Annotated in this window: 19 protein-coding genes; 10 read left to right on the top strand and 9 right to left on the bottom strand. The window is 41.5% G+C overall.

Going from position 1 to position 20,700, the window contains the following annotated elements; all coding sequences use genetic code 11:
* Positions 1-291: 291 nt before the first annotated feature.
* Together RG963_RS10870 and RG963_RS10865 are read right to left on the bottom strand one after the other, a co-directional pair.
* Positions 292-609 (bottom strand): DUF2769 domain-containing protein, encoded by a 318-nt coding sequence (locus RG963_RS10870; RefSeq protein WP_310576295.1) that lies wholly within the window; start codon positions 607-609, stop codon positions 292-294.
* 501 nt (positions 610-1,110) lie between these two features.
* Positions 1,111-1,359, bottom strand: a complete 249-nt coding sequence (locus tag RG963_RS10865; RefSeq protein ID WP_310576294.1) for a hypothetical protein — start codon at positions 1,357-1,359, stop codon at positions 1,111-1,113.
* A gap of 146 nt (positions 1,360-1,505) precedes the next feature.
* Between RG963_RS10865 and RG963_RS10860 the strand changes: the two genes are divergently transcribed.
* Positions 1,506-1,706, top strand: coding sequence for a hypothetical protein (locus RG963_RS10860; protein ID WP_310576293.1), 201 nt, complete (start codon positions 1,506-1,508; stop codon positions 1,704-1,706).
* A 273-nt stretch (positions 1,707-1,979) separates the two neighbouring features.
* On the opposite strand, the gene RG963_RS10855 is transcribed toward RG963_RS10860, so the two are convergent.
* Positions 1,980-3,590, bottom strand: a complete 1,611-nt coding sequence (locus RG963_RS10855) for a PGF-pre-PGF domain-containing protein (RefSeq protein ID WP_310576292.1) — start codon at positions 3,588-3,590, stop codon at positions 1,980-1,982.
* A 753-nt stretch (positions 3,591-4,343) separates the two neighbouring features.
* Here RG963_RS10855 and RG963_RS10850 point away from each other — a divergent pair.
* From RG963_RS10850 to RG963_RS10830, 5 genes are all read left to right on the top strand, one after another.
* Positions 4,344-4,814: a MarR family winged helix-turn-helix transcriptional regulator gene (locus RG963_RS10850; protein WP_310576291.1), complete on the top strand. Its 471-nt coding sequence runs from the start codon at positions 4,344-4,346 to the stop codon at positions 4,812-4,814.
* Positions 4,815-4,830: 16 nt separating this feature from the next.
* Positions 4,831-6,042, top strand: coding sequence for an MFS transporter (locus RG963_RS10845; protein ID WP_310576290.1), 1,212 nt, complete (start codon positions 4,831-4,833; stop codon positions 6,040-6,042).
* A 620-nt stretch (positions 6,043-6,662) separates the two neighbouring features.
* Complete coding sequence (gene iorA / locus RG963_RS10840; protein WP_310576289.1) at positions 6,663-8,522, top strand: indolepyruvate ferredoxin oxidoreductase subunit alpha; 1,860 nt, start codon at positions 6,663-6,665, stop codon at positions 8,520-8,522.
* Positions 8,519-9,118 carry an indolepyruvate oxidoreductase subunit beta gene (locus tag RG963_RS10835; protein WP_310576288.1) on the top strand — a complete coding sequence of 200 codons (600 nt, stop codon included), beginning with the start codon at positions 8,519-8,521 and terminating at the stop codon, positions 9,116-9,118. Before iorA ends, RG963_RS10835 begins: the two co-directional genes overlap by 4 nt.
* 25 nt (positions 9,119-9,143) lie before the next feature.
* Entirely contained in the window at positions 9,144-10,451 is a 1,308-nt protein-coding gene (locus RG963_RS10830; RefSeq protein ID WP_310576287.1) for a phenylacetate--CoA ligase family protein, read from the top strand.
* A gap of 94 nt (positions 10,452-10,545) precedes the next feature.
* On the opposite strand, the gene RG963_RS10825 is transcribed toward RG963_RS10830, so the two are convergent.
* Entirely contained in the window at positions 10,546-11,613 is a 1,068-nt protein-coding gene (locus tag RG963_RS10825; RefSeq protein ID WP_310576314.1) for a mechanosensitive ion channel family protein, read from the bottom strand.
* Between the two features lie 165 nt (positions 11,614-11,778).
* Entirely contained in the window at positions 11,779-12,663 is an 885-nt protein-coding gene (locus RG963_RS10820) for a mechanosensitive ion channel family protein (protein ID WP_310576286.1), read from the bottom strand.
* A gap of 365 nt (positions 12,664-13,028) precedes the next feature.
* On the opposite strand from RG963_RS10820, the gene corA reads away from it, so the two are divergent.
* From corA to RG963_RS10805, 3 genes are all read left to right on the top strand, one after another.
* Positions 13,029-14,093 (top strand): magnesium/cobalt transporter CorA, encoded by a 1,065-nt coding sequence (gene corA / locus RG963_RS10815; protein WP_310576313.1) that lies wholly within the window; start codon positions 13,029-13,031, stop codon positions 14,091-14,093.
* A gap of 230 nt (positions 14,094-14,323) precedes the next feature.
* Positions 14,324-15,067: a DUF432 domain-containing protein gene (locus RG963_RS10810; RefSeq protein WP_310576285.1), complete on the top strand. Its 744-nt coding sequence runs from the start codon at positions 14,324-14,326 to the stop codon at positions 15,065-15,067.
* A complete protein-coding gene (locus RG963_RS10805; RefSeq protein ID WP_310576284.1) occupies positions 15,055-15,987 on the top strand; it encodes a mechanosensitive ion channel family protein in 933 nt (310 codons plus the stop codon). The genes RG963_RS10810 and RG963_RS10805 overlap by 13 nt, the downstream gene beginning before the upstream one ends.
* A 109-nt stretch (positions 15,988-16,096) precedes the next feature.
* On the opposite strand, the gene RG963_RS10800 is transcribed toward RG963_RS10805, so the two are convergent.
* From RG963_RS10800 to RG963_RS10790, 4 genes are all read right to left on the bottom strand, one after another.
* On the bottom strand, positions 16,097-16,711 hold the full coding sequence (locus tag RG963_RS10800; protein ID WP_310576283.1) for a cysteine hydrolase family protein: 615 nt from the start codon (positions 16,709-16,711) through the stop codon (positions 16,097-16,099).
* A gap of 268 nt (positions 16,712-16,979) precedes the next feature.
* Positions 16,980-17,048, bottom strand: a complete 69-nt coding sequence (locus RG963_RS16595) for a MoaD/ThiS family protein (protein WP_396654720.1) — start codon at positions 17,046-17,048, stop codon at positions 16,980-16,982.
* A gap of 189 nt (positions 17,049-17,237) precedes the next feature.
* A complete protein-coding gene (locus RG963_RS10795) occupies positions 17,238-18,011 on the bottom strand; it encodes a UPF0280 family protein (RefSeq protein ID WP_310576282.1) in 774 nt (257 codons plus the stop codon).
* 648 nt (positions 18,012-18,659) lie between these two features.
* A complete protein-coding gene (locus RG963_RS10790) occupies positions 18,660-19,817 on the bottom strand; it encodes an LL-diaminopimelate aminotransferase (RefSeq protein WP_310576312.1) in 1,158 nt (385 codons plus the stop codon).
* A gap of 321 nt (positions 19,818-20,138) precedes the next feature.
* Here RG963_RS10790 and RG963_RS10785 point away from each other — a divergent pair.
* Positions 20,139-20,700 (top strand): three-Cys-motif partner protein TcmP (locus RG963_RS10785; protein ID WP_310576281.1); only part of this gene is annotated, 562 nt, incomplete at its 3' end.

Below are 20,700 nucleotides of genomic sequence, written 5' to 3'. Positions count from 1 at the left end.
CGTCGATTTTGGCTTAAAAATCCTGATTTGTGGTTGTAGGGGTCAGTTATTGTAAATCGTAAACATTCGGTCTGTTGTCGAATTATCCGGAACAAGGTGAGTGTACTCGATCAGAACTTTTCAAAGTCACTTTCATTGTATCAATAGTTAGTAAGAGTTGAGGTTAGAGAATAAACTTTAAAAGATGATCATATTGAAAAAAAATCGAAGCCTTCAGAGAATTTCTTGAACCGGTTTATAAAAATATTGTAGGATAGGATAAATAATTCACTCTCATGGAAAACAAGAGAATCAGTCTGCTCTACCGATAGTGCAGAAATACATCATCGGGTTTGCGTGTTCCAGGCAATAATCTCCCCAGACAGCACAGGTTTTGCAGATACACTGTTTGTTGGGGTTCAGATCTACACAGGTAGCAGCACCTGTCGAACAGTAGACTCCTGGAACTTTTTGAGGTTCTGGAGCTTCACCTAATTTAATTTCGTTTTTTAAGCTACTAAACGTCTCCCGGGCACATATACTGGCAGCCTGGACAGGACACTGCGAACACATACATCTTTCGATATTTAATACGTTATACGGAACTTTCGTTTCTACAGCTGTAGTCATTTTACCCCCCAAATAATATTAATCGAAAATATTCAATTCGTATTTGGATTTAGAGAATAAAAGTCTTTTTTATTCCAGAGAGAATCTTAAAGCAGTTATCCTGCTTTCGGCAGGTCGACATAAAAATCCATTCAATTTTTCTATTGATATCGTTTTTTTCAGGACTTTTGAAATTCAATTTAAATCAAAAATTACTAAATGTTAACCATAACATAATTAATATATATTTATGATAAATGAGGTAAATGACAAATAATGTTAGATATATAGCCCGTGTGATACTGGTTTTTAAGTGAACCTGCAAAAAATAACAATTAAGGATATTTAAATGTTAGAATGTGCTTGCTGCCGAATGTAGGAGTTATGATTATGAATGCTCATTTCTCTTCGAGGTTACAATTTAACCGGCGCTTAAATCTGTAAGATCTGCCCGGACTACCAGCTTTTAGGAGTAGGTTGCAGTTTTAAAGATTAAGTGAAAAAAGAAATTATGAATAGAGTTCATTCGGTCCTGTTCTTTTTAATCTCTCCTAATATGCTCCTCTGCGTTTCTGCGATCTCTTTTAATGTTGCATTGATCTCTGTCATTACATCTATCATGCTTTGTGGTGTGCTGGCTTCTGAAATTTCCATTATGCACGTGTCAGTTTGCTCCAGTTCTTCCCTTTGCAGTGTTCGCAGAACTTCTGCCAGTACTCCAAACTCGCGGCCCTTGTCAACGCCTTCTTTCGCTTTATCTTCTTCGTACATGATCCTCGAAAACCGTTGTTTAAATTATCTATTTATATTTTTAGCTGACTTTTTATTAAATGGAAATAAGGCACAAAAATCATTGTGTCTAGAAATAAGATACTTCATAGTTTTAATTGATTTTGAATAATTTCATTATATTCAGAATGGGGGCGCGAATACACCCTTTGCTTGCGGAGGAGTGCGCCACCGAAACTTTGATTTGGGGTGGATCCGAACCTGATATTTATGGTGATAGAATGGTGTGGTCGATTGACGTCAATGCTGATGCAGAAGAAAGACCTCCAAATCCCAAGAATGGAAATCACAAAGATAACCAGAATATCAAACTTGGTCTACACATATAAGCTGTCACAGACAATATCCTAACTAGCTTCAAACCAAATAATTACTGTCCAACATATAAAGGGTTATGAGATGCTTGAGCTGTATGAGGTGAAAGTCTCACATATAGCTGGGGAAAAAGCGGGAGTAATCCCTCCGATTTACCTGACCTTCAAAATGCGTAAATCCTAAACACAATAAGAAAAAATAACTCTCAAATCTGACAAAAATGGAGAATTTGCCTTTTTGTCAGATTTGATTAATTATCCCGGTATTGGGCTACAATTAACTCTGCTTTACCTTCTTATGTAGAGGCATACTCCAAGAAGCCCGACTATCCCGGAAATCATTTCGAAGCCAGGAGCTGCACTTGTACTTTCTTTTTGCTCAGGCGTCTGCTCAGGCGTCTGTTCAGCATTTGTTGCTGTACTTCCATTATTTTGTTCAAGATCCTGAGTGTCAGGTGTGGACTGTGTTTCATTCACAGCTTCGTTTGCTGCTGCCTTACCTGTTATTGCAAAGGAAGAGAACCCTGAGGGGTTGGCTGTGAAATACAGGTACTTGTCATCTTCTTCTGATAGGTTTGTTTGTAGCTGATCCCATTTTGTATCATTGTATATGTTAAGGGTGATAGAAGATGGATCGATATTTTTGTCCTGTATCCAGGATTTTTCAACCTTGAAATATACGACTGCGTTTTCTATATTGCTTGAAGTTGCAAATCCGCTGGTTCCAACCCAGATGTTTAGAGATTTGTAGACTTCGTCAGAAGGCAGTTCCGAAACCAGATTGGATTTTCCTTTCAGCATCTCGGCTATAGTCGTTGTCTTTCCGATGGTCTTCTTTGAATCGAAGCTCACATTTACGACAGGGGTAACGTTGTTTGGGAAATCAAACTTTACAGGGTTTCCGCTTGCAATAAATGTCTGTGAAATCTCTTTAGCCTCAACATTACTTTGAAGTTCAGGAGAAACCCCGCCGCTACCACCGCTGCTACCAGCGCTCTTGTGGCTGTGTCCTCCACTACTGCTGCTGTCGTCACTGTCGCTGGAACTGTTTTCTCCCGGTACATTTATTGTATTAACTGTTGAGACAGTTCCACCTTCATTGCCAACTGTCAGTGTTACCGTATAGGTTCCTGCTATAGAATAAGTCTGATTTGGATTCCTTTCGGTTGAATAATTTCCGTCTCCAAAGTCCCAGTTCCATACATTTGCATTTTGCGATAGGTCTGTAAACTGCACAGAAAGAGTGTCAGAACCACTGGTAGTATCGGCATCGAATTCTGCTGTGGGAACTTCTCCCTCACCCTGTTCTCCCTGTACAATTATTTCTTGAGTTTTTGAGTCCCAACCGTTTTCATTGTTTACTACCAGGGCAGCGGTATAGTTTCCTGCTACAGAGTAATTATGTGTTGGATTCTTCTCTTTTGAAGTATTTCCGTCCCCAAAGCTCCAGAACCGGGAAGTTGCACCTGTACTGTTGTCATTAAATGATACTATAAACGGGGCATTTCCGTATGTGGGAGACGCAGATAATTCAGCGACTGGCAGGTTAAAACTTTTATTATTGGCAGTTACATAGGCTACCTTTGTAAGTCTGTCACTTCCTCCAGGTCCCCATGCTGCCAGCGTAACAGTATAAACTCCAGGCTTTTTAATATTATGATGAGTTGTTCTCTCTGCACTGCTGTAAGTAGTAGCGTTTGTTTCTACATTTTTAAATATCCAAAGCCAATTAGTGACGTTTCCTGTGACGTCACCAGTAAACCTGGTATATAATGTAACATTTCCATCTGTAATATTAGAAGTAAAATCGTTAATTTTTACATCGCCTGTTGCTAAAGCTGTGGGCATTAGAAGTATAACTAGTGCTAATAAAACCATCGGCAAGATATGTTTTTTCATGTCAAATTCTCCTTAGGACTGGCGCATTTGGAGTGCAAAATAACGCACAAGCAAGCCTATCATAGAGATTATTATTATTTAGGCAGCTTGAAGTTTTATGCCACTCATTTTCAACTCAGTCGCGTAAGTCCTGCTTTTTTGTGATATTTGTCGGCCATCCGCCGCTTAACAGTCCCAGAATTGACTAATTTATATTTAAATGTATTTTTCTAAATAAAAAACTTATAAGAGCTTAATTTGTAAAAAAAGCTTTATTATACATTTAAGTTTTATAAAAACATCCAAATTAAGTTAATTATATTTTTCAGGTCATGTCCGTGAATCATAAATTAAATCAAAATCTGAAAAAACGAGCACGATTTCCATGTTTAAGAGAAAAGTAAAGAGATTTTTATGCTTGAAATCATATTTTTCCCGCATAGCTCCTTATTTACAAGTACATACTTATCAAAGGCCTTCCTGAAGTTTGTGAGAATGCTAAAGGTTGCACTGAGGATGGTTGAGACGTAAATTTCTATCATGATGATAATCTGATACTTATAAGACTTACGTGGTTAAACTGAAAGCTTCTGCTATTGAAGAACATCAAAAAGTTCCCAGGTGTATCAGTGGAGCTTCTAACTCTATATATTGTCAAAGTTCTGCGAACAATTAGTTGCATCAACAACTATATATGATGTTAATGCCTATGACGTTACTAATACAGTTGTTATTGCAACTATTTTGATTAGACAATTTGGTGGATAAACAAAAATGAATACAATTGAATTCAATGGAAGCTCACATGCTAAAGGATTGTGTGATCAGGAGTTCATTGGAAAGGCCATCTCATATCTCTACAGATATGGACAAATCTATATTGGGAAAAAAATTGAGCCATATGGTATTGGAAGCGGACAGTTTCCTTTTCTTATGAGACTATATCGCGAGGATGGGATCAATCAGGAGAGTCTTTCTGACTATCTAAAAATTGATAAGGGCACTACTGCAAGGGCTATACAGAAACTTGTTGATGAGGGTTATGTTTTCAGACAGAGGGATGAGAAAGACAAACGATCATACCGGGTTTTTCTTACCGAGAAAGGGAAAAAGCTGGAACCTGATATGAAAAAAATAGCTTCAGAGTGGGGGGACATTCTCTTCTCCAGTTTTGATGACAGTCAAAGAAGAGAGATTACGAATTCACTTGAAATTATGTTTGAGAATGGACTCAAAATAATGTGAATAACGGGACAAGATCATGCAATTTAAAAGTGCTCATCTTCTTATTATTTGTATTGTTGCATTTTTTTCAATGGCAGGAGGCGCTCTTTTATCACCAGCATTGCCAGCGATGATGAATCCTCTGCACGCAACATCCCAAGACGTAGGACTGTTGATATCGGCGTACACTATCTCAACGGCTATTTTCGCCCTGGTTATTGGGCATTTCATTGACCGTGTAAACCGGAAGAATCTACTTGTTCCCTGCCTTGTGATTTACGGTCTAACAGGACTTGTAAGTTATTTTATCTCTGACCTGCAATCACTTCTTCTCTTGAGGTTCATACAGGGTATCGGGGTAGCAGGGATGACGTCTTTGCCCATGATGATCATAGCGGATGTGTACAAAGGCCATAAAAGTTTGTATGCCATGAATAAGGTTAGTATGGCTCTTGCCATTGGCTCGGTATCTGCCCCTCTTATAGGCGGAGGACTGGCAAGTTTGGGATGGAACTATCCATTTCTTTTCTATGTACTTTCACTTCCTTTTGCTTTTGTTGTGATAGCCTTCCTTCCAGAGACAAGGATTAAGAGGGACAATGATAATCACAAAGGCATATTTAATGGGTTTACAGCACTCAAGGAATTAAGAATATCATACACGGTATTCCTAAGCTTTGCTATTTTCTTTATACTATATTCAGCGCTTATCTACACACCCTTTATGCTTAATAATGTACTCGGCTATACTGCAAAGGAAGTAGGAATTGTATTGGCTTTTCAGGGAATAGCTGTCATTTTGATTGTACCCCGCGTGAAGATTCTGGCTAGTAAGCATTCAAGCATGCTAATTATTGCTACTGGTTTTACACTTACTGGACTGGCAATCTTCTCTGTTTCATTTGCGTATTCGATTTTCACAGTTCTTCTCTTAATGTTGCTATTCGGAGCAGGTTTTGGGCTTGCTCAAACCGCAATTGATGCACAGATAGTTCAGATCGCCCCTTCAGAATCAAAAGGTGGTGTGTTATCAATTCACAACACCATGAAGTACATTGGTCAGACTCTTTCTCCCATAGTGCTTGGTATAGTCCTGTTGCATTTTGATCTTAACACGGTTTTTATGTTATCAGGTTCCTTTGGGTTGCTTGTTGCTCTGATAACGTATTTAATGAAGAATTCTTTTGAAAACTCCGGTGACGAACACATAAAAGAGACGACAGAGACGAAAGTATTATTATCACATTAAAAAATTATCACATTAAAAATTTGTTGAGCCGTTAGATGATGTAGTGTAAGGATTCATTCCAAAACTTCATCTAACCTCATTATTGCTGCTAATTACACTCCCGAGGTATGTTTCTTTGATTTCATATCTTGGAAATACTTTCTTACACGACTCTATCCAGCTAAATAACCTCTTGATTGCACTTTTTTTGTATTCTGCCCGATCTATCTTTATTGGCCTTCCTACAGATCTCTTTACCTTAAAATTTTTAAGTGTAGGCAATAAAATGTAAAATCAGTCCTATTCTTTTTGAATATATCCTGTAACTTGCAAAGGGTGCGACGCCGAAACTTTGATTTCATAAAAACTTCTTTAAGATAAAACAAAAGCTTTATATCCGAATTTTACGTACTTCTTCCCGACAGCACTGTACAAAGATGGTCATCGTATTTTTCCGTAGCGTAAAACAGCGGTGAAATACCTTAAAGTAGATTTTCGGATTCTCAAAATGATTTTGATAGATGGTTTGAGAATTCAAATTCGTTTGAACTTCACCTTATTTCCTTCAAGATTTGTCAAAATCTTTCTAATTTATTTATCCAATTCATTAAAGTATTACCTGCGATCCGAGATGAGCTTATTTGAGTGACAAAAAACTGTTAATGGGTAATGAAGCCATTGCACTTGGGGCTATGGAAGCCGGCGTCCAGGTAGTTACGGGGTATCCTGGAACTCCCTCAACCGAAGCTCTGGAGACAATTCTCCGACATGCAGACAGGTGCGGAATCTATACCGAATGGTCCAGCAACGAAAAAGTTGCACTTGAAACGGCTGTAGGGGCAGCTTATTCCGGGGCAAAAGCGCTTGTGACCATGAAGCAGGTAGGGTTAAACGTTGCATCCGATCCCCTGATGAGCCTGAGCTACATCGGGGTAAAAGGAGCTCTTGTCCTGCTCGTTGCCGATGATCCTGGCCCTCATTCTTCCCAGACCGAACAGGATACCAGGGCTTTCGGGCACTTTGCAAATATTCCTGTCCTGGACCCTGCAACCCCTCAGGAAGCCTACGAACTGACAAAACTGGCTTTTGAACTTTCGCATGAATTCGAAATTCCCGTCATCCTGAGAACCACCACACGGGTCTCCCACAGCTGCGCGGATGTTGAGGTCGCGGCAACAGAACCCGCTCCTATTAAGGCTGTTGGCGAGGGTTTTGTAAAGGACAGGCGCTGGACGATTTTTCCAAGGCTTACTGCAGAACGGCACCCCTGGCTTGAGAGCGTGCAGGTACAGCTTTCCGAGCGCTTTTCCAGCCTTTCCTATAATTCTGTCTCAGGGATCGGAAAAATCGGGATAATTGCCTCAGGAGTTTCAGCTCTTTATGTAAAAGAAGCTGTCAGGGGTCTCGAAGAGCTCTTCACACTTTTCAGGGTAGGAACAGTATACCCATTCCCTGAAAAAGCAGCCCTTTCCTTCCTGAAAGGAATTGACCGCCTTATAGTGGTCGAAGAGCTTGACCCCTATCTTGAGGAGCAGATACTTCAGCTTATCGGAAAAGCACATCTGCCTGTTGATGTCTACGGGAAAAAGAACGGCTTCTTTCCTGTGAGCGGGGAATATAATGTGGATATTGTTATTGACGGTATCAACAGTGCAATTGCAGATTTCGGGGAAACTTCGCACCTTTCCCATGCTTCTCCTGTCATTTCAAGAGAAAAACTTCCGCCCCTGCCAGGTCGGGCTCCGACTCTCTGTGCCGGCTGCATGCACAGAACTGTTTTTTATGCTTTCAAGCAGGTTGCAAAACAGCTTAAAATGGATTCTCAGGTTGATACGATTTTTTCAGGAGACATCGGCTGCTATACCCTTGGAAACGCCTATCCTCTTAACACGGTAGATACCTGCCTCTGCATGGGAGCCGGGATAAGCATTGCAGGAGGGCTCTTCCGTACGAATCCCGGGACAAAGAACGTAGCTTTTATCGGAGACTCAACCTTTTTTCACTCAGGCATTCCTGCTGTGGTAAATGCTGTCTACAACGGAGCTGACATCACCCTTGCAGTCCTTGACAACCGCACGACTGCAATGACAGGGCACCAGCCCCATCCTGGCATAGGATTGACTGCGCTCGGAGGTGTTTCGAAAGCCATTGATATCGCAGATGTGGTTCGGAGCTGCGGGGTCGGGTTTGTAAGGGCTGTAGATACGGACAGCCTGGAAGATTGTGTAGAGGCCGCAAAGGAAGCCATGGAATTTGAGGGGCCGTCTGTTATAGTATTCAAAGGAAAATGCGCAGGGATTACAAAATCCGACAAATATTGCATAATAAAGCCTGAAAATTGTACAGGCTGCGGTTTCTGTGTAAAACAACTTGGCTGTCCTGCCCTCACTCTTTCTGTAAGAGAAGATAAGCCTCTTATCCAGGACAGTTGCAGCGGATGCGGGCTCTGTGCGCAGATCTGCCCATCCGGAGCTATCCGAATAAAAGAGGTGAAGATATGAAATATGATATTCTGATTGCGGGAGTTGGCGGGCAGGGTGTTGTGCTTGCTTCCCGTTTGCTTGCACTTGCTGCAATAAAAGCCGGGTTTCATGTGAGCACTGCCGAAACCATCGGAATGTCTCAGAGGGGAGGTTCCGTGAGCAGCCATGTGAGGATAGGAGACGAAATTTTCGGGTCTCTGATCCCTGTCGGGCAGGCAGACCTTCTTTTGGGTCTGGAACCCGCTGAAACCTTAAGAAACCTGCCTTTCCTCAGAAACGGCGGAAAGGTTCTGGTAAATACCCATGCCATCCCGCCGGCATCGAAGCCTCCCGGGAGCCCTGAGTATGACCCTGTTGCTTTGCTTTCTTTTTTAAGTGCATATTACCCCGATATTTTCTGTTCCGATTTCACGGAGCTTGCGGAACAAGAAGGCACACACAGGGCTGCAAATGTTGCAATGCTTGGAGCGGCTGCCGGCGCACAAGTATTACCTTTTCCGGAGGAAACTCTTAAGGCAATACTCAATACCGAAATACCTGAGAAATACAGGGCTGTAAATAAGGCCGCATTCGAACATGCAAAGAAATGTATTAGACTAATCTCCGGCACCTGAACTGGGGAACAAAAGGTGAAATGATATGTATGAAGCGTCCACCGAGTCTGAGCTCGATTCCAATGCCCAGCTCTACCATACCGAAATCTCGGAAGAGGATACCTTTGCAAAACTAAAGGCACTCCTGAAGCATGTAGTTGCAAACAGTCCTTTTTACCAGGAAAAGTTCAAGGAAGCCAATGTCGATGTCGAGAAGATAAAGTCTCTCGAAGACCTGAAAATCCTTCCTTTTACGAATAAAGAGGAACTCAGGGATGCCTATCCTCTTGGGCTGAAGGCAGTGCCTGATTCAGAAGTCATCAGGATTCATTCCTCATCCGGGACTACCGGAAAGCCTGTGATTATCCCCTACACCCGAAAAGATGTGGATATCTGGGCCCAGATGATGATGCGCTGCTATATGTTGGCAGGCCTTACCAATCTGGACAGAATTCAGATTACTCCAGGGTATGGGCTCTGGACTGCAGGAATAGGGTTCCAGCTTGGGGCTGAACGCCTGGGAGCAATGGCTATACCTACAGGCCCGGGAAATACCGAAAAACAGCTCGAAATGTTCACTGATCTCAAATCCACAGCCCTTGCAAGCACATCTTCCTATGCGCTTTTGCTTGCTGAAGAAATCGAAAAGCGCGGTCTTAAAGATAGGATCCGTCTCAGGGTAGGGATTATAGGTTCGGAGCGCTGGAGCGAAAAAATGCGCAGCAGGATCGAAACCGAGCTCGGGATAGAGACTTTTGACATCTACGGGCTAACCGAAATCTATGGGCCCGGAATTGCCCTTGACTGTTCATTTCATGAAGGGATGCATTACTGGTCCGACTACCTGCTCTTTGAGATAATTGACCCTATCACAGGCGAACAACTTCCTGACGGTACGCTCGGGGAACTTGTAATTACCACGCTTACAAAGGAAGGAGCCCCCCTTATCCGCTACAGGACAAGAGATCTGACACGGATCATTCCGGGCCTCTGTAAATGCGGCTGTCCTTTCCCGAGAATTGATAGGATCCTGGGAAGGTCAGATGACCGCATAAAGTTCAAGGCCGTAAATATCTATCCCGGCCAGATTGAAGATCTTATCCACAGAGTGCCTGGGGTAAGCAGTGAATACCAGATTCTTCTCACACGCAAGGACGGCAGGGAAAGCATGACCTTCAGGGCAGAGATTGAAGGCGCAGAGGATCCCATAAATAAAGAGAAAACCGAAAAGGCCCTTGGAAAAGCTTTCAAGGATTTCATAGGAGTAACAGTGGACGTAGTAGGTGTAAATATAGGAGAACTTCCCCGCAGCATGAAAAAGACAAAAAGAGTGATTGATGAAAGAGAACTATAAAATTCCCTTTACCAGTTCTTTTTTGCTCTCAGCCACTTTTTCATCAGCTTTTTTTTTGTTTTTAAGTAATTTACCCGTTAATTAATCTGCTTTTTCATACATTCTCCGGATTCCCTTTTCCTGAAGCAAATTTTTTAGCGGCCTCCTTTTCTTTTTCAATATCCGTTTTATATACGATAGTCCTGTACGGGTATGGGATCTCTATGCCTTCTTTATCAAAGCGTTTTTTAATAGCTTCCCTGATCTCGCATCCGGAGCCGTACGCAATGTTCCTGTCTTTGAACCAGACCAGCAGGCGGAGATTTACGGAATAATCTCCCAGTTCGGCAACGTGTACTTTAACTTCCCCTCTTTCCCTGAAATCCGGGTCCACGGCATGAAGTACAGGTGAGTCAAAAAATCCCGTTTTAAGAGTCTCGGATTTAATTAAGCTGGGTTTCATCACGCTATATTTCAGTTCCTGGGGAGGCATAACATTGGGATGCTTTCTGGCCTCTTCGATCATGATTTTTCTTGCCTGGTCAATATCAGCGTCATAACTAATTCCGACCTGTATTGGCCAGATAACTGCAGGGTCTTCTATAGTCCAGTTAATTACTGCTTCATTGCTGATTATGGAGTTAGGGATTATAAGGCGTCTGTTATCCCAGGTTATGATGACAGTATGTCTGAGGTTAAGGTCGGTGACTTTCCCGTATTCGTTCATAATGTTCAGCCTGTCTCCGACCCTGAAGGGCTGAAAAAGAGCAAGTGAAAGCCCTGCGATTATATTGCTCAATGTGCTCTGGGCTGCAAAACCGATAACGATACCGGCAAGTCCTGCCCCTGTGAAGAGGGCAACAGAAAGGCTGCGAAGATCCGGAATGCTGAAGATGACAACAATAATTCCCACAAAATAGATTGCTGCGACAACAATATGTCTGAACATCCGAAAAGATGTTGTATCCATATGCAGCCTGCGACTTGCACTTTTGAAGTAATTCTCCATAAGGAGGTTTACATTCCGTGCGACAAAGATAGTGCTCAGACCAATAAATATTATGAACAAAAACGTACCAATGTTGCCTGAAAGCCAGGCAAATGCCTGCTCCAATCCTCTGTCAAAATAAGACATATTTTCTGCAAAAGAAGATAGGTTTTCGGGGGTTTCCATGCCCTGCATGTTTGGCAAGAAGATTTAAATAAATACTGATTTAAAAAGATGAATACTGTAAAAGAGTAAAGTTCTGCAAAAAGGTAAGATCAGCCGAAATAACTGGGAATAAAGTAAAAAGAAATTTACAGGATTATCCCAACAGACATAAAAATATATAACTGAAAGGAAGGATTACTTCCTTTCTCTGGCATACGCAACAATCGCGTCCTTAACTCCGTATTTGAACGCGACCACGATTGCAATTCCCCATGCAAGCGGCCCGAAGAACAGGTACAGGATGCTAGTATTAATTAGCATAGTATCCAGCGCAACCAGGACCACTATCAGAAGCAGAAAGCCCCTCAGGAGAGGAAGAATTATTTCTGTCCCTTCCACATTCATGCCTCTGACTGTCCCGCTCAGGTAGTCCATCACTAGATCGATAGAAAGGATTCCTATCATCAGGATCAGGATTCCTGTGAAAAGACGGGGCAGATACTCAGTAATACTTATCAGTAGCTCGGTAAACATTGTCAACTGCAAGATATTGGATGCAGTCGTGAGAAAAATCAGATACCCAAATAGTCTGATAAGTCCGGATATGATTCCTGAAGCTGTCAGCCTTCCAGATCTGACCGAGGCTCCAAAAGCCGTACTTTCAAATTTTTCATCTACCCCTGTAGAAATTAGCAGTTTTTTGACAAGATCGCTGATGAAATCCACAATCAGTAAGCCTATAAGCAATACAACGAAGGCAGAGATCACGAGCGGGATATAGTATATGATCAGGTTGACAAAATTGTTTACTGTCTGTATATTCAGAAGGTCAAGGATAATCATGGCAAAGATAATGTAAATAAACCATCGGATGACTGCATCAAAAAAGCCAACCGTACTCATCTGCCCTCTTCTTATCATCCCGCCTATGATAGTTTTGTCAACTAGGTCATCGAGTCCTATCCTGTCCAGCAGCCTTGCACCTAACTTCCCAAGAAAGGTTCCTACAATTTTTCCTACAATAATAAGAATGATAATTGCTACGAGGGTAGGAATAAATGCAATGAATTGATCAACCATATTGAGTAAACTATTCGTAATTTCAGTTTGAACCAGCTTAACCACTCCTTAGATTTTTGTGTTAAAAATGACGATTTTTCCAAATTCCCCAATTTCGGAAAAATGCTTTATATATGCCTTATATATTTAGCACATTATTATATTCGGTAGATAATACATATATTTATCTGCAAACATTTCAAGCCCATTTTAAAATATGGTTTAGTAATACTGAAAGCTTCAGGAAACATTTTGAAGGTTAGAGAACGTATTCAGGTAAAAAGCCGTGCACAGGCTTAAATCAATAAAGCTTCAATTAATTAGAGTGTTTATTTTTATTAATCAAAGTGTTTATTTTTATTAGAAGGTGAGGCAGAAACGTGAAAATGAGGACGTTCGGAAAAAATGAATCAAATATCGGGCTTGCGCCTGGAACTCTCGTCCACGTCGGGGAAAAAAAGGCAGAAAAGGTCGTAATCAAGATCCTTGCCTATAACAGTGAAAAGCTTATTGAAAAAAAGCTGGAGACTGTCGAAGATTGTTTAGCCTTCAAGGACCAGCCCGATATCAACTTATGGATAAATGTAGACGGGCTGGATCGGGTTGATATAATCGAAAAGCTGGGGAACTATTTCAATATCCATCCCCTCACCCTCGAAGACGTGCTCAATACAGGGCAGCGGCCCAAGACTGAAGATTATGAATCCTATATTTACACTGTTTTAAAAATGATACTCCTTGATACGAAAAAGGAAGAGATTACTCTAGATCAGGTAAGCATTATCCTCGGTCCCAATTACATCCTTTCTTTTCAGGAAAGGGAGGGAGATGTTTTTGACCCTGTAAGGGAAAGGTTCAAAAATCCGGCTTCTCGCCTCCGAAAAAACGGAGTAGATCATCTTGCCTACAGCCTTATAGATGCTATAGTCGATAATTATTTTTTGATTCTTGAGCATTTTGGGGAGGAAATAGAAAACCTTGAGGAAGGGCTGATCATACAGCCAAGGCCTGAAACTCTTAAAGCTGTCCAGAAATATAAAAGGGATATGATCACCCTTCGTAAATCTGTCTGGCCTCTCAGGGAGTTGATAAATGGTTTGCAAAGGGTTGAGTCGGATCTTATTAAGGAGACTACCCGGATTTACTTAAGAGATATCTATGACCACACTATCCAGGTAATTGATTCAGTCGAAGATTTTCGAGATATCCTGTCTTCAATGGTGGATATTTACCTCTCCAGCATAAGCTACAGGATGAACGATGTCATGAAAGTCCTTACAGTCATAGCCACGATTTTCATTCCCCTCACTTTTATAGCAGGCGTTTATGGAATGAATTTCGAATATATGCCTGAACTCAAGTGGCGATGGGGCTATCCGGCAATAATGCTTGCAATGAGTTTGATAGGAGTTAGCATGTTTGCCTATTTTAAGAAAAGAAGATGGGTTTGATTTTCTCTTTCGATTATCTTCTCTTTCTTCTATCAGCCTTCTTTTTTTTATTAACCCTCTTTTATTCTTTCTTTTATCAGCCCTCTTTTATCCTGTTCCCTGGTTTTATTTCCCTCCTGTCCCCTCACTAATTTCTTAAAATATTTGAGAGGTAACTTTTTTATAATGATACATATCTATATTAATAAATTTAGACAATTATCTGGAAATATGTTAATTGCTGGGATACTATGTACGGCTATTATGTTCCCCCATTTTCAGTGGAAAAGGAAGGAATTTCGATTTCCGTGGAAAACACCGGAGAGCAGTGGATATACCGAAGGACGCTTGGAACGGATGAGGTAGAAAAACTCATCCTTGGAGATAGTAAGCATCTGATCATAAATCCGGTAGAGCCCTTAAACACTCCAAAAGAAATTACCCCAAACCTGCTGATAGAGTTTGAGAAAACCCTGCTGCTTGCGGGAGGAGCAAAAAGGAAGATTTTCCTGACCTTTCCGATAGAAATCGGCGTTTTTATCTCGGATAAGGATGACAAGAATCTCCAGCTTCTGGATGTGCTGAGCCTGGTGAGGCAAAAATTTACTCTTTATGGAGAGGTTTCAAACGGAGTCATCTGCAAGCACTGGAAAAGTAAGATATGTTCAACTTCTCCTTCTCCTTCCCCTCTGCAGGAAGGGGTTCTGGAACTGACCCTTCGAAATACCTCCTCGGATTGGGCTTCGATCTCAAAAGTGGTTTTCAGTGCATACGGTATGAAACTTTACTATGATAATGATGTTTTCATGAAAGCGCACATGGATATCCTCAACAGGAATACGGCTGAAACGAGTTTCGAGCTGCAGCATATTAACGGGGAGCTGAGAAGTAGCTCTCTGAAAGAACTTAAAGTCAGGAAAGAAGCTTTCGGAGTTTACAGCCTTCAAAAGCTTGGTTTTGCTCCCCTTAAATTTTACATGGGGTGGGGCTTTTGATCACGGACATCAATTTTTTGGACTTTGTCCTTTATAAGACCACTGTGGACGGCGACCCTTACTACGTCACCCTGGGTAATCTGCTGAAGTTTGTACTCATCCTGTTTTTCTCGGTTCTCTTTTCCAAAATTCTTACACTTTACCTGCGCAGGTCCCTCAAAGATAAGGTCAGTAAGGATGTGGGGGAGACTGTCCTCAAAATCCTTTATTACGGCATACTTATCATCGTTTTTATCTCGATCTTACCTTTGATAGGGCTTGATCCTTCAACGCTCCTGCTGGCAGGAGGAATTACAGGTATTATCCTTGGTTTTGCAAGCCAGAATATTGTGGGAAATCTGGTTTCCGGTTTTTTCCTGATGGTCGAAAGGCCCATAAAAATAGGGGATCAGGTTCAAATCAACGATGTATCGGGTTATGTCACAGATATCCGAATAATTTCTACCCTTATACGGACTTATGATGGGCTCCTTGTCCGTATCCCCAATCAGCAAGTCTTTACAACAAACATCACAAATATTGTGGGACACCCTGTCAGACGGTTTGAATACACAATCAGGATCCGTTACAGTGATGACGCCAATGCCGCAATCTTTCTTATCAAAGACCTTATCGACAAAGAACCCTTTGCTCTCCTGAACCCTGCCCCTTCGGTTTTCGTAAGCGACCTTGGAGAAAGTTCGGTAAATATTTCTGTCAGGATCTGGGCACCTGTGAACGAGTGGTTCGGAATAAAAACCAGGCTGCTCTGGAACATAAAACAGACCCTGGAAGAAAATGGCATTGAAATTCAAATCCCTCAGCGTATGATTTATTTCCGTAATGTTACTGAAAAGAATAAGATTCCTGAAGAGCCAAAACAGAACCAAGAAAAAGAAATAGATAGTGTACTAAATTATGGAGAAAGAGTTTTAGCATAATGATCTGAAGTAAAAGAGAAGCAGGAGTTCAGCAGCATGGATTTCCAGACTTTCTTTTTACTTCCCTTATTTACCTGGTTTTCTAATTTTTTCTACTTTTTTTCTACTTTTATTGTTTATATCTTTCTTCAAGGGCTTCCCGTATCTCTCGGACTGTCAGGGCTCCAGGTGTTCCCTTCATATTATGGGGTGGCCAGGCTCCTGACTTTATTTCTTCGGAGTTTTCGTCGTGTTCGTCTTCGAGAAGCAGGATAACCTTTATGTCGTCGGGAATGTCATCAACCAATTTTGCCCCACAGGCCGTGAGTTCCTTCAAGGCTTCCTTGCCTTTTTCTTCCTCAAAAGGCGCAGTACAGCCTTTTACGATATTTGTCCGAAAGCCCCTTTCAAGGAAGCCCAGACCATTAATATATATACAGATTTCCTCAACCAACCCTGTTATGAATACTTCATTAATTCCCAGCTCTGCAACTTTCAGTTCAAGTTCCGGATTTGCAAAGGCGTTGAGATGATCTTTCGTAAGCCTGAAAACGCTGACTGTTCCCCCGCTTACTGCCTTTTTTATGAGCCCAGCTGTTTTGTCAATGATTGTTTTTCCCAGAGGGGCTACAAGTTTTCCCTGGTATGTCTCCCCTTCGTATTCGTATGTCTCAAATACGAAATCATTAGTCATATCTATGATAATCAGAGCTTTCAAATTTTCACCTTTTTTCATTGGTTCCATTCCAGCTCACCTTTTGTCAATTACTACCTGTAGTTTACTGCACGAATCAGCATAAGTCTGTTTCGGGATTATATCAGTACAGCTCTCTTAAATGCTCTCTTAAATTTGGCTTCCTAATTAAATTTTGCTTTCTAAATTCCAAAGTTTCTGAGGTTCTTAAAATTACTCCAATCTAAAAAGAAGGATGGAAAATCCAATAAAGTGTGCTCAGTAAAATGGACTCTGGTTATTAATTGACGGTTATGTTCTTCAGTTCAGATTTCGTCTGTTACCCGCCTGCAATCGGCGGAATCAGAACTATAATATCCCCGTCCTGCAGTTCAGTTTCCGGTGCAATTCTTTACTCTCCTGCTTCCGGATGCAGTTTGAATTAGAGCTTGCTGGATCATTATTTAAGTTACTAATCTGAATGTGAAGTGAGTTTGAATATTCTATAATTATGTATAAGTATATTTATAAAAATATCCATATTATATGAGTGGGTGAACAGACTTCAGGTGAATATTCACACTTTAGAAGTGAGTATTCAAGCTTTTGTAATATATTCGTACCTGACATCTGCCCGCGTGATTTTTGGCACCTGTCCCCACATACCTATGTACTCCCCCTGGATCACGAGTGCACCTTTTATTTCTGGAATCCCTTTAACGGCCTTAAAAGAAGCCTCTACCGACTCCTTTCCTATTCCCACTTCGTTTCCCAGGGCAGTTGCAGACGCATCCGCAAGGGATACATCATCCGAGAATACTGTAGCTGCATCTGCCATCCCGAAACTTATTGAAGGACCAACTGTTCCCGCCGAGGTGCATACGCCTGTAATCGAATTCCTGGGTTCGAAAACCAGCCCCATATTTTTAATAGAGGACTGCCCTGCATAGATTCCTACCACAACAGGCCTGTCATTAATTAATGCGATATCCCCCCCATTATCAACTATGGCATACTTTGCTCCGGCTTCAACCATCGCTTCCACTGCGAGGGCAGAAAATGTGCCTGCAACCGCGCTCATTGGCCCTATTTGCATAGTGTTTCCGGCTTTCACCATTCTCCTGACAACTTCAGGAGCATTTTTCGGGCATTCGTAGGGTTCGAGGGTAAGCTGAAAATAAGGATCTGACAGGATGTAAGTTTCAAGGGCTGCTCTGTGTAGCCTGATGGATTCTTTTGCAGCTTCGATATGCTCCTGGTTGTCAGCTGCAATCGTAACTATGGTTTCTTTGAGCTGGAAGTGTTCTTTAATCGGGGTAGTGGCAGGTTCTTTAGCGGGTTTTCCGGTGGGATTTCTTGTGGAATCTGGCATGTTGATTCAGTTAGGATTTATTGTTTAAAAAAGAAATGCTTTCCTGCTCCGGCTTAAGGACATAAATAACCTTTTTATCTAAAAATCAGAGTACTTTTTCAGGCTGTGCATCGACCCAGACAGCCGTAGTTAGCTTTCTTCAACCTTTTCTGGACTTTCGGTCGTCCACTACTAGATAGCTGATACGTGATACAAATGACTGATACGTGATACTCTATTTTTCCAGTGAGGTTGAAGATTATGTTTTATTTATTATTCCAGTCTGATCTCCTGTTTTCAGTTCGTTCAGTCTTTTCTTTTTCAATTTAGTGGAAATTTCGCGTTCCATTGACGACCTTGAGCGTTTGGAAACAAGAAAAAAGCGAAATCTGCGGCATATGGGCCTTAAATTATGAATTCTTCTAATCTCGCAGCAGGTTTAGGTACATAGCAGGCTCAGGTACATTTTCCGCAAAAACAATTGCTGGGCCAGGTAGTATCAGTTTAACTAAAAAAAGATTGACGGCGGCGTTTCAGAATTTTGCCGCCTGGTCAGAGATCTTTCGAGTACTTTGAGATACTCGAATACTTTGAGATACTCGAATACTTTGAGATACTCGAATACTTTGAGATCTTTTGAGCTTTCTAAACAGGGTCCGTCGGGATCGGTTATAACTGCAGCTTCTTCATCCTTTCTACAGCTTCTTTTATCCTTCCTACTGGCTTGGTGAGGGCAAACCTGATGTAGCCTTCGCCTGTTTCTCCGAAGCCGACACCGGGAGTTGCAACGATTCCGGCTTCTTCGAGCAGGAGTTTTGCAAAACTCATTGAGGTAAAGCCCTCGGGTACCGGAGCCCAGATGTAGAAAGTAGCTTTTGGCGGTTTTACTTCAAGGCCCATTGCAGTGAGCCCTTCTATGAGAGTATTCCGTCTTTCCTCATAGATTTTGTTTGTTTCTTCGACCCCGGCCTGGGAAGAGCACAGGGCTGCAATGCCTGCGATCTGAATAGCGTCAAAGACGCCTGAGTCCACGTTGGATTTGACCTTGCCGAGCCCCTTTATAAGGGCTTTATTTCCGACCGCAAACCCGAGCCTCCAGCCTGTCATGTTGTAGGTTTTGGAGTGCGAATAGAGTTCCATGCCAATATCCATTGCTCCTTCCGCAGCAAGGAAAGAGGGAGCTTCATATCCTTCGTAAGTCATCTGGCAGTAGGCGTTGTCGTGTACTGCAATGATGTCGTGCTTTTTACAGAACTCAACAACCTTTTCAAAAAACTTCATGTCCGCTGTTGCAGCAGTCGGGTTATTCGGATAATTGAAGAAGAAAAGTTTTGCCTTTTTGAGGATATCTGCAGGAATTGAGTCCAGGTCAGGCAGGAAATTATTTTCAGCAGTAAGCGGCAGAGGATACGGTTCTCCACCCGCAAACATAGTCCCTATTTTGTAGACCGGATACCCTGGCTCAGTGTAGAGCACGACATCTCCGGGATTGACAAAAGCGAGCGGAATATGTGCCACAGCTTCCTTTGACCCTATCAGGGAAAGGACTTCAGTTGCAGGGTCAAGCTCAATCCCCTTATATTTCCTGCACCAGTCAGCCGCAGCCTTCCTGAATTCCGGCATCCCGGCATAAGAAGGGTACTGGTGCGTCTTCGGGTCGCAGACAGCCTCCCGCATTGCCTCAACAATGTGCGGGTGTGTCGGCAGGTCAGGATCTCCCACGCCAAGGTCGATCACGTCGACTCCCTTCGCAATTAATTCGTCCCTTGCTTCATCGATAGCTGCAAAAAGATATGGGGGTAATGCATTAATTCGGTCAGAATACATTGTTAAAGCCACCTGAAGATGAATTTGAAATGTGTCTGCATAGTTAAGGATTGGGAATATTAAAAGGTATGGGATGAAGAGGGGATGAAGTGGTGCTGACCTTGGGTTGGGTTTTGCATTGATGCTAATTTTTGATCTCACTTCTTTCCCCTCTGCCTGTTGTTAAGTTGTATTTTTACATATTCAGTTAGATTTTTTACTTTATTACAAATTTGTTCATATCTATATTAAAAATATAAAAATCTAACAAAGTATAAATTCTAAAATCACTAATTATGAATACTGTATTTTTTATACATATCTTTATAAATTGGTGACGTTATGGCAAAACCATCTACAAAAGTATGGGATATTGAAAAACATACGGAAGCAAAGCATGCAATATTAAAGCGATATTTACAAGCTTGGTTTCCCATATTGAGTAGCTTTAATGATAGAATATTGTATATTGATGGTTTTGCAGGTCCTGGAGAATACTCAAATGGAGAACCGGGATCTCCAATAATTGCATTAGAAACTGCAATAGACGCAGCAAGAGATAATAAGCGAAAGACAAATGCAGAAATTCTATTTTTATTTATTGAAAAAGATAAAGAACGCTGTGAGCATTTAGAATCACTGCTTGCTGGTAGAACACTACCACATAATATAAAATATATTGTTGAATGTGGCAAATTCGATGAAACTCTAAAATCAAGTTTAGACCAAATCGATATACAAAAAAAGAGTCTTGCACCTACATTTGCATTTATAGATCCATTTGGAATTTCTGACACGCCCTTTTCGATTATTGAAAGAATTGTGAAATTTAAAAGATGTGAAGTATTAATTACTTTCATGTCAGGTTTCATAAATAGGTTCAAAAATCATCCAAATGCAATTA

Origin of the sequence: Methanosarcina baikalica (genome assembly GCF_031461075.1) — an archaeon.
Classification (GTDB): Archaea; Halobacteriota; Methanosarcinia; order Methanosarcinales; family Methanosarcinaceae; genus Methanosarcina; species Methanosarcina baikalica.
Note: the sequence above shows the minus strand (reverse complement) of the source record. Positions and strands in the feature narration are given on the sequence as shown.

Bases quoted from the DNA above. Each gene is read 5' to 3' on its own strand.
- RG963_RS10835 (WP_310576288.1), top strand. From the start codon at position 8,519: ATGAAATATGATATTCTGATTGCGGGAGTTGGCGGGCAGGGTGTTGTG.
- RG963_RS10865 (WP_310576294.1), bottom strand. From the start codon at position 1,359: ATGTACGAAGAAGATAAAGCGAAAGAAGGCGTTGACAAGGGCCGCGAG.
- RG963_RS10860 (WP_310576293.1), top strand. From the start codon at position 1,506: ATGGGGGCGCGAATACACCCTTTGCTTGCGGAGGAGTGCGCCACCGAA.
- RG963_RS10810 (WP_310576285.1), top strand. From the start codon at position 14,324: ATGTACGGCTATTATGTTCCCCCATTTTCAGTGGAAAAGGAAGGAATT.
- RG963_RS10850 (WP_310576291.1), top strand. From the start codon at position 4,344: ATGAATACAATTGAATTCAATGGAAGCTCACATGCTAAAGGATTGTGT.
- RG963_RS10855 (WP_310576292.1), bottom strand. From the start codon at position 3,590: ATGAAAAAACATATCTTGCCGATGGTTTTATTAGCACTAGTTATACTT.
- RG963_RS10870 (WP_310576295.1), bottom strand. From the start codon at position 609: ATGACTACAGCTGTAGAAACGAAAGTTCCGTATAACGTATTAAATATC.
- corA (WP_310576313.1), top strand. From the start codon at position 13,029: ATGAGGACGTTCGGAAAAAATGAATCAAATATCGGGCTTGCGCCTGGA.
- RG963_RS10790 (WP_310576312.1), bottom strand. From the start codon at position 19,817: ATGTATTCTGACCGAATTAATGCATTACCCCCATATCTTTTTGCAGCT.
- RG963_RS10845 (WP_310576290.1), top strand. From the start codon at position 4,831: ATGCAATTTAAAAGTGCTCATCTTCTTATTATTTGTATTGTTGCATTT.
- RG963_RS10800 (WP_310576283.1), bottom strand. From the start codon at position 16,711: ATGGAACCAATGAAAAAAGGTGAAAATTTGAAAGCTCTGATTATCATA.
- RG963_RS10820 (WP_310576286.1), bottom strand. From the start codon at position 12,663: ATGGTTGATCAATTCATTGCATTTATTCCTACCCTCGTAGCAATTATC.
- RG963_RS10825 (WP_310576314.1), bottom strand. From the start codon at position 11,613: ATGCAGGGCATGGAAACCCCCGAAAACCTATCTTCTTTTGCAGAAAAT.
- RG963_RS10830 (WP_310576287.1), top strand. From the start codon at position 9,144: ATGTATGAAGCGTCCACCGAGTCTGAGCTCGATTCCAATGCCCAGCTC.
- RG963_RS10795 (WP_310576282.1), bottom strand. From the start codon at position 18,011: ATGCCAGATTCCACAAGAAATCCCACCGGAAAACCCGCTAAAGAACCT.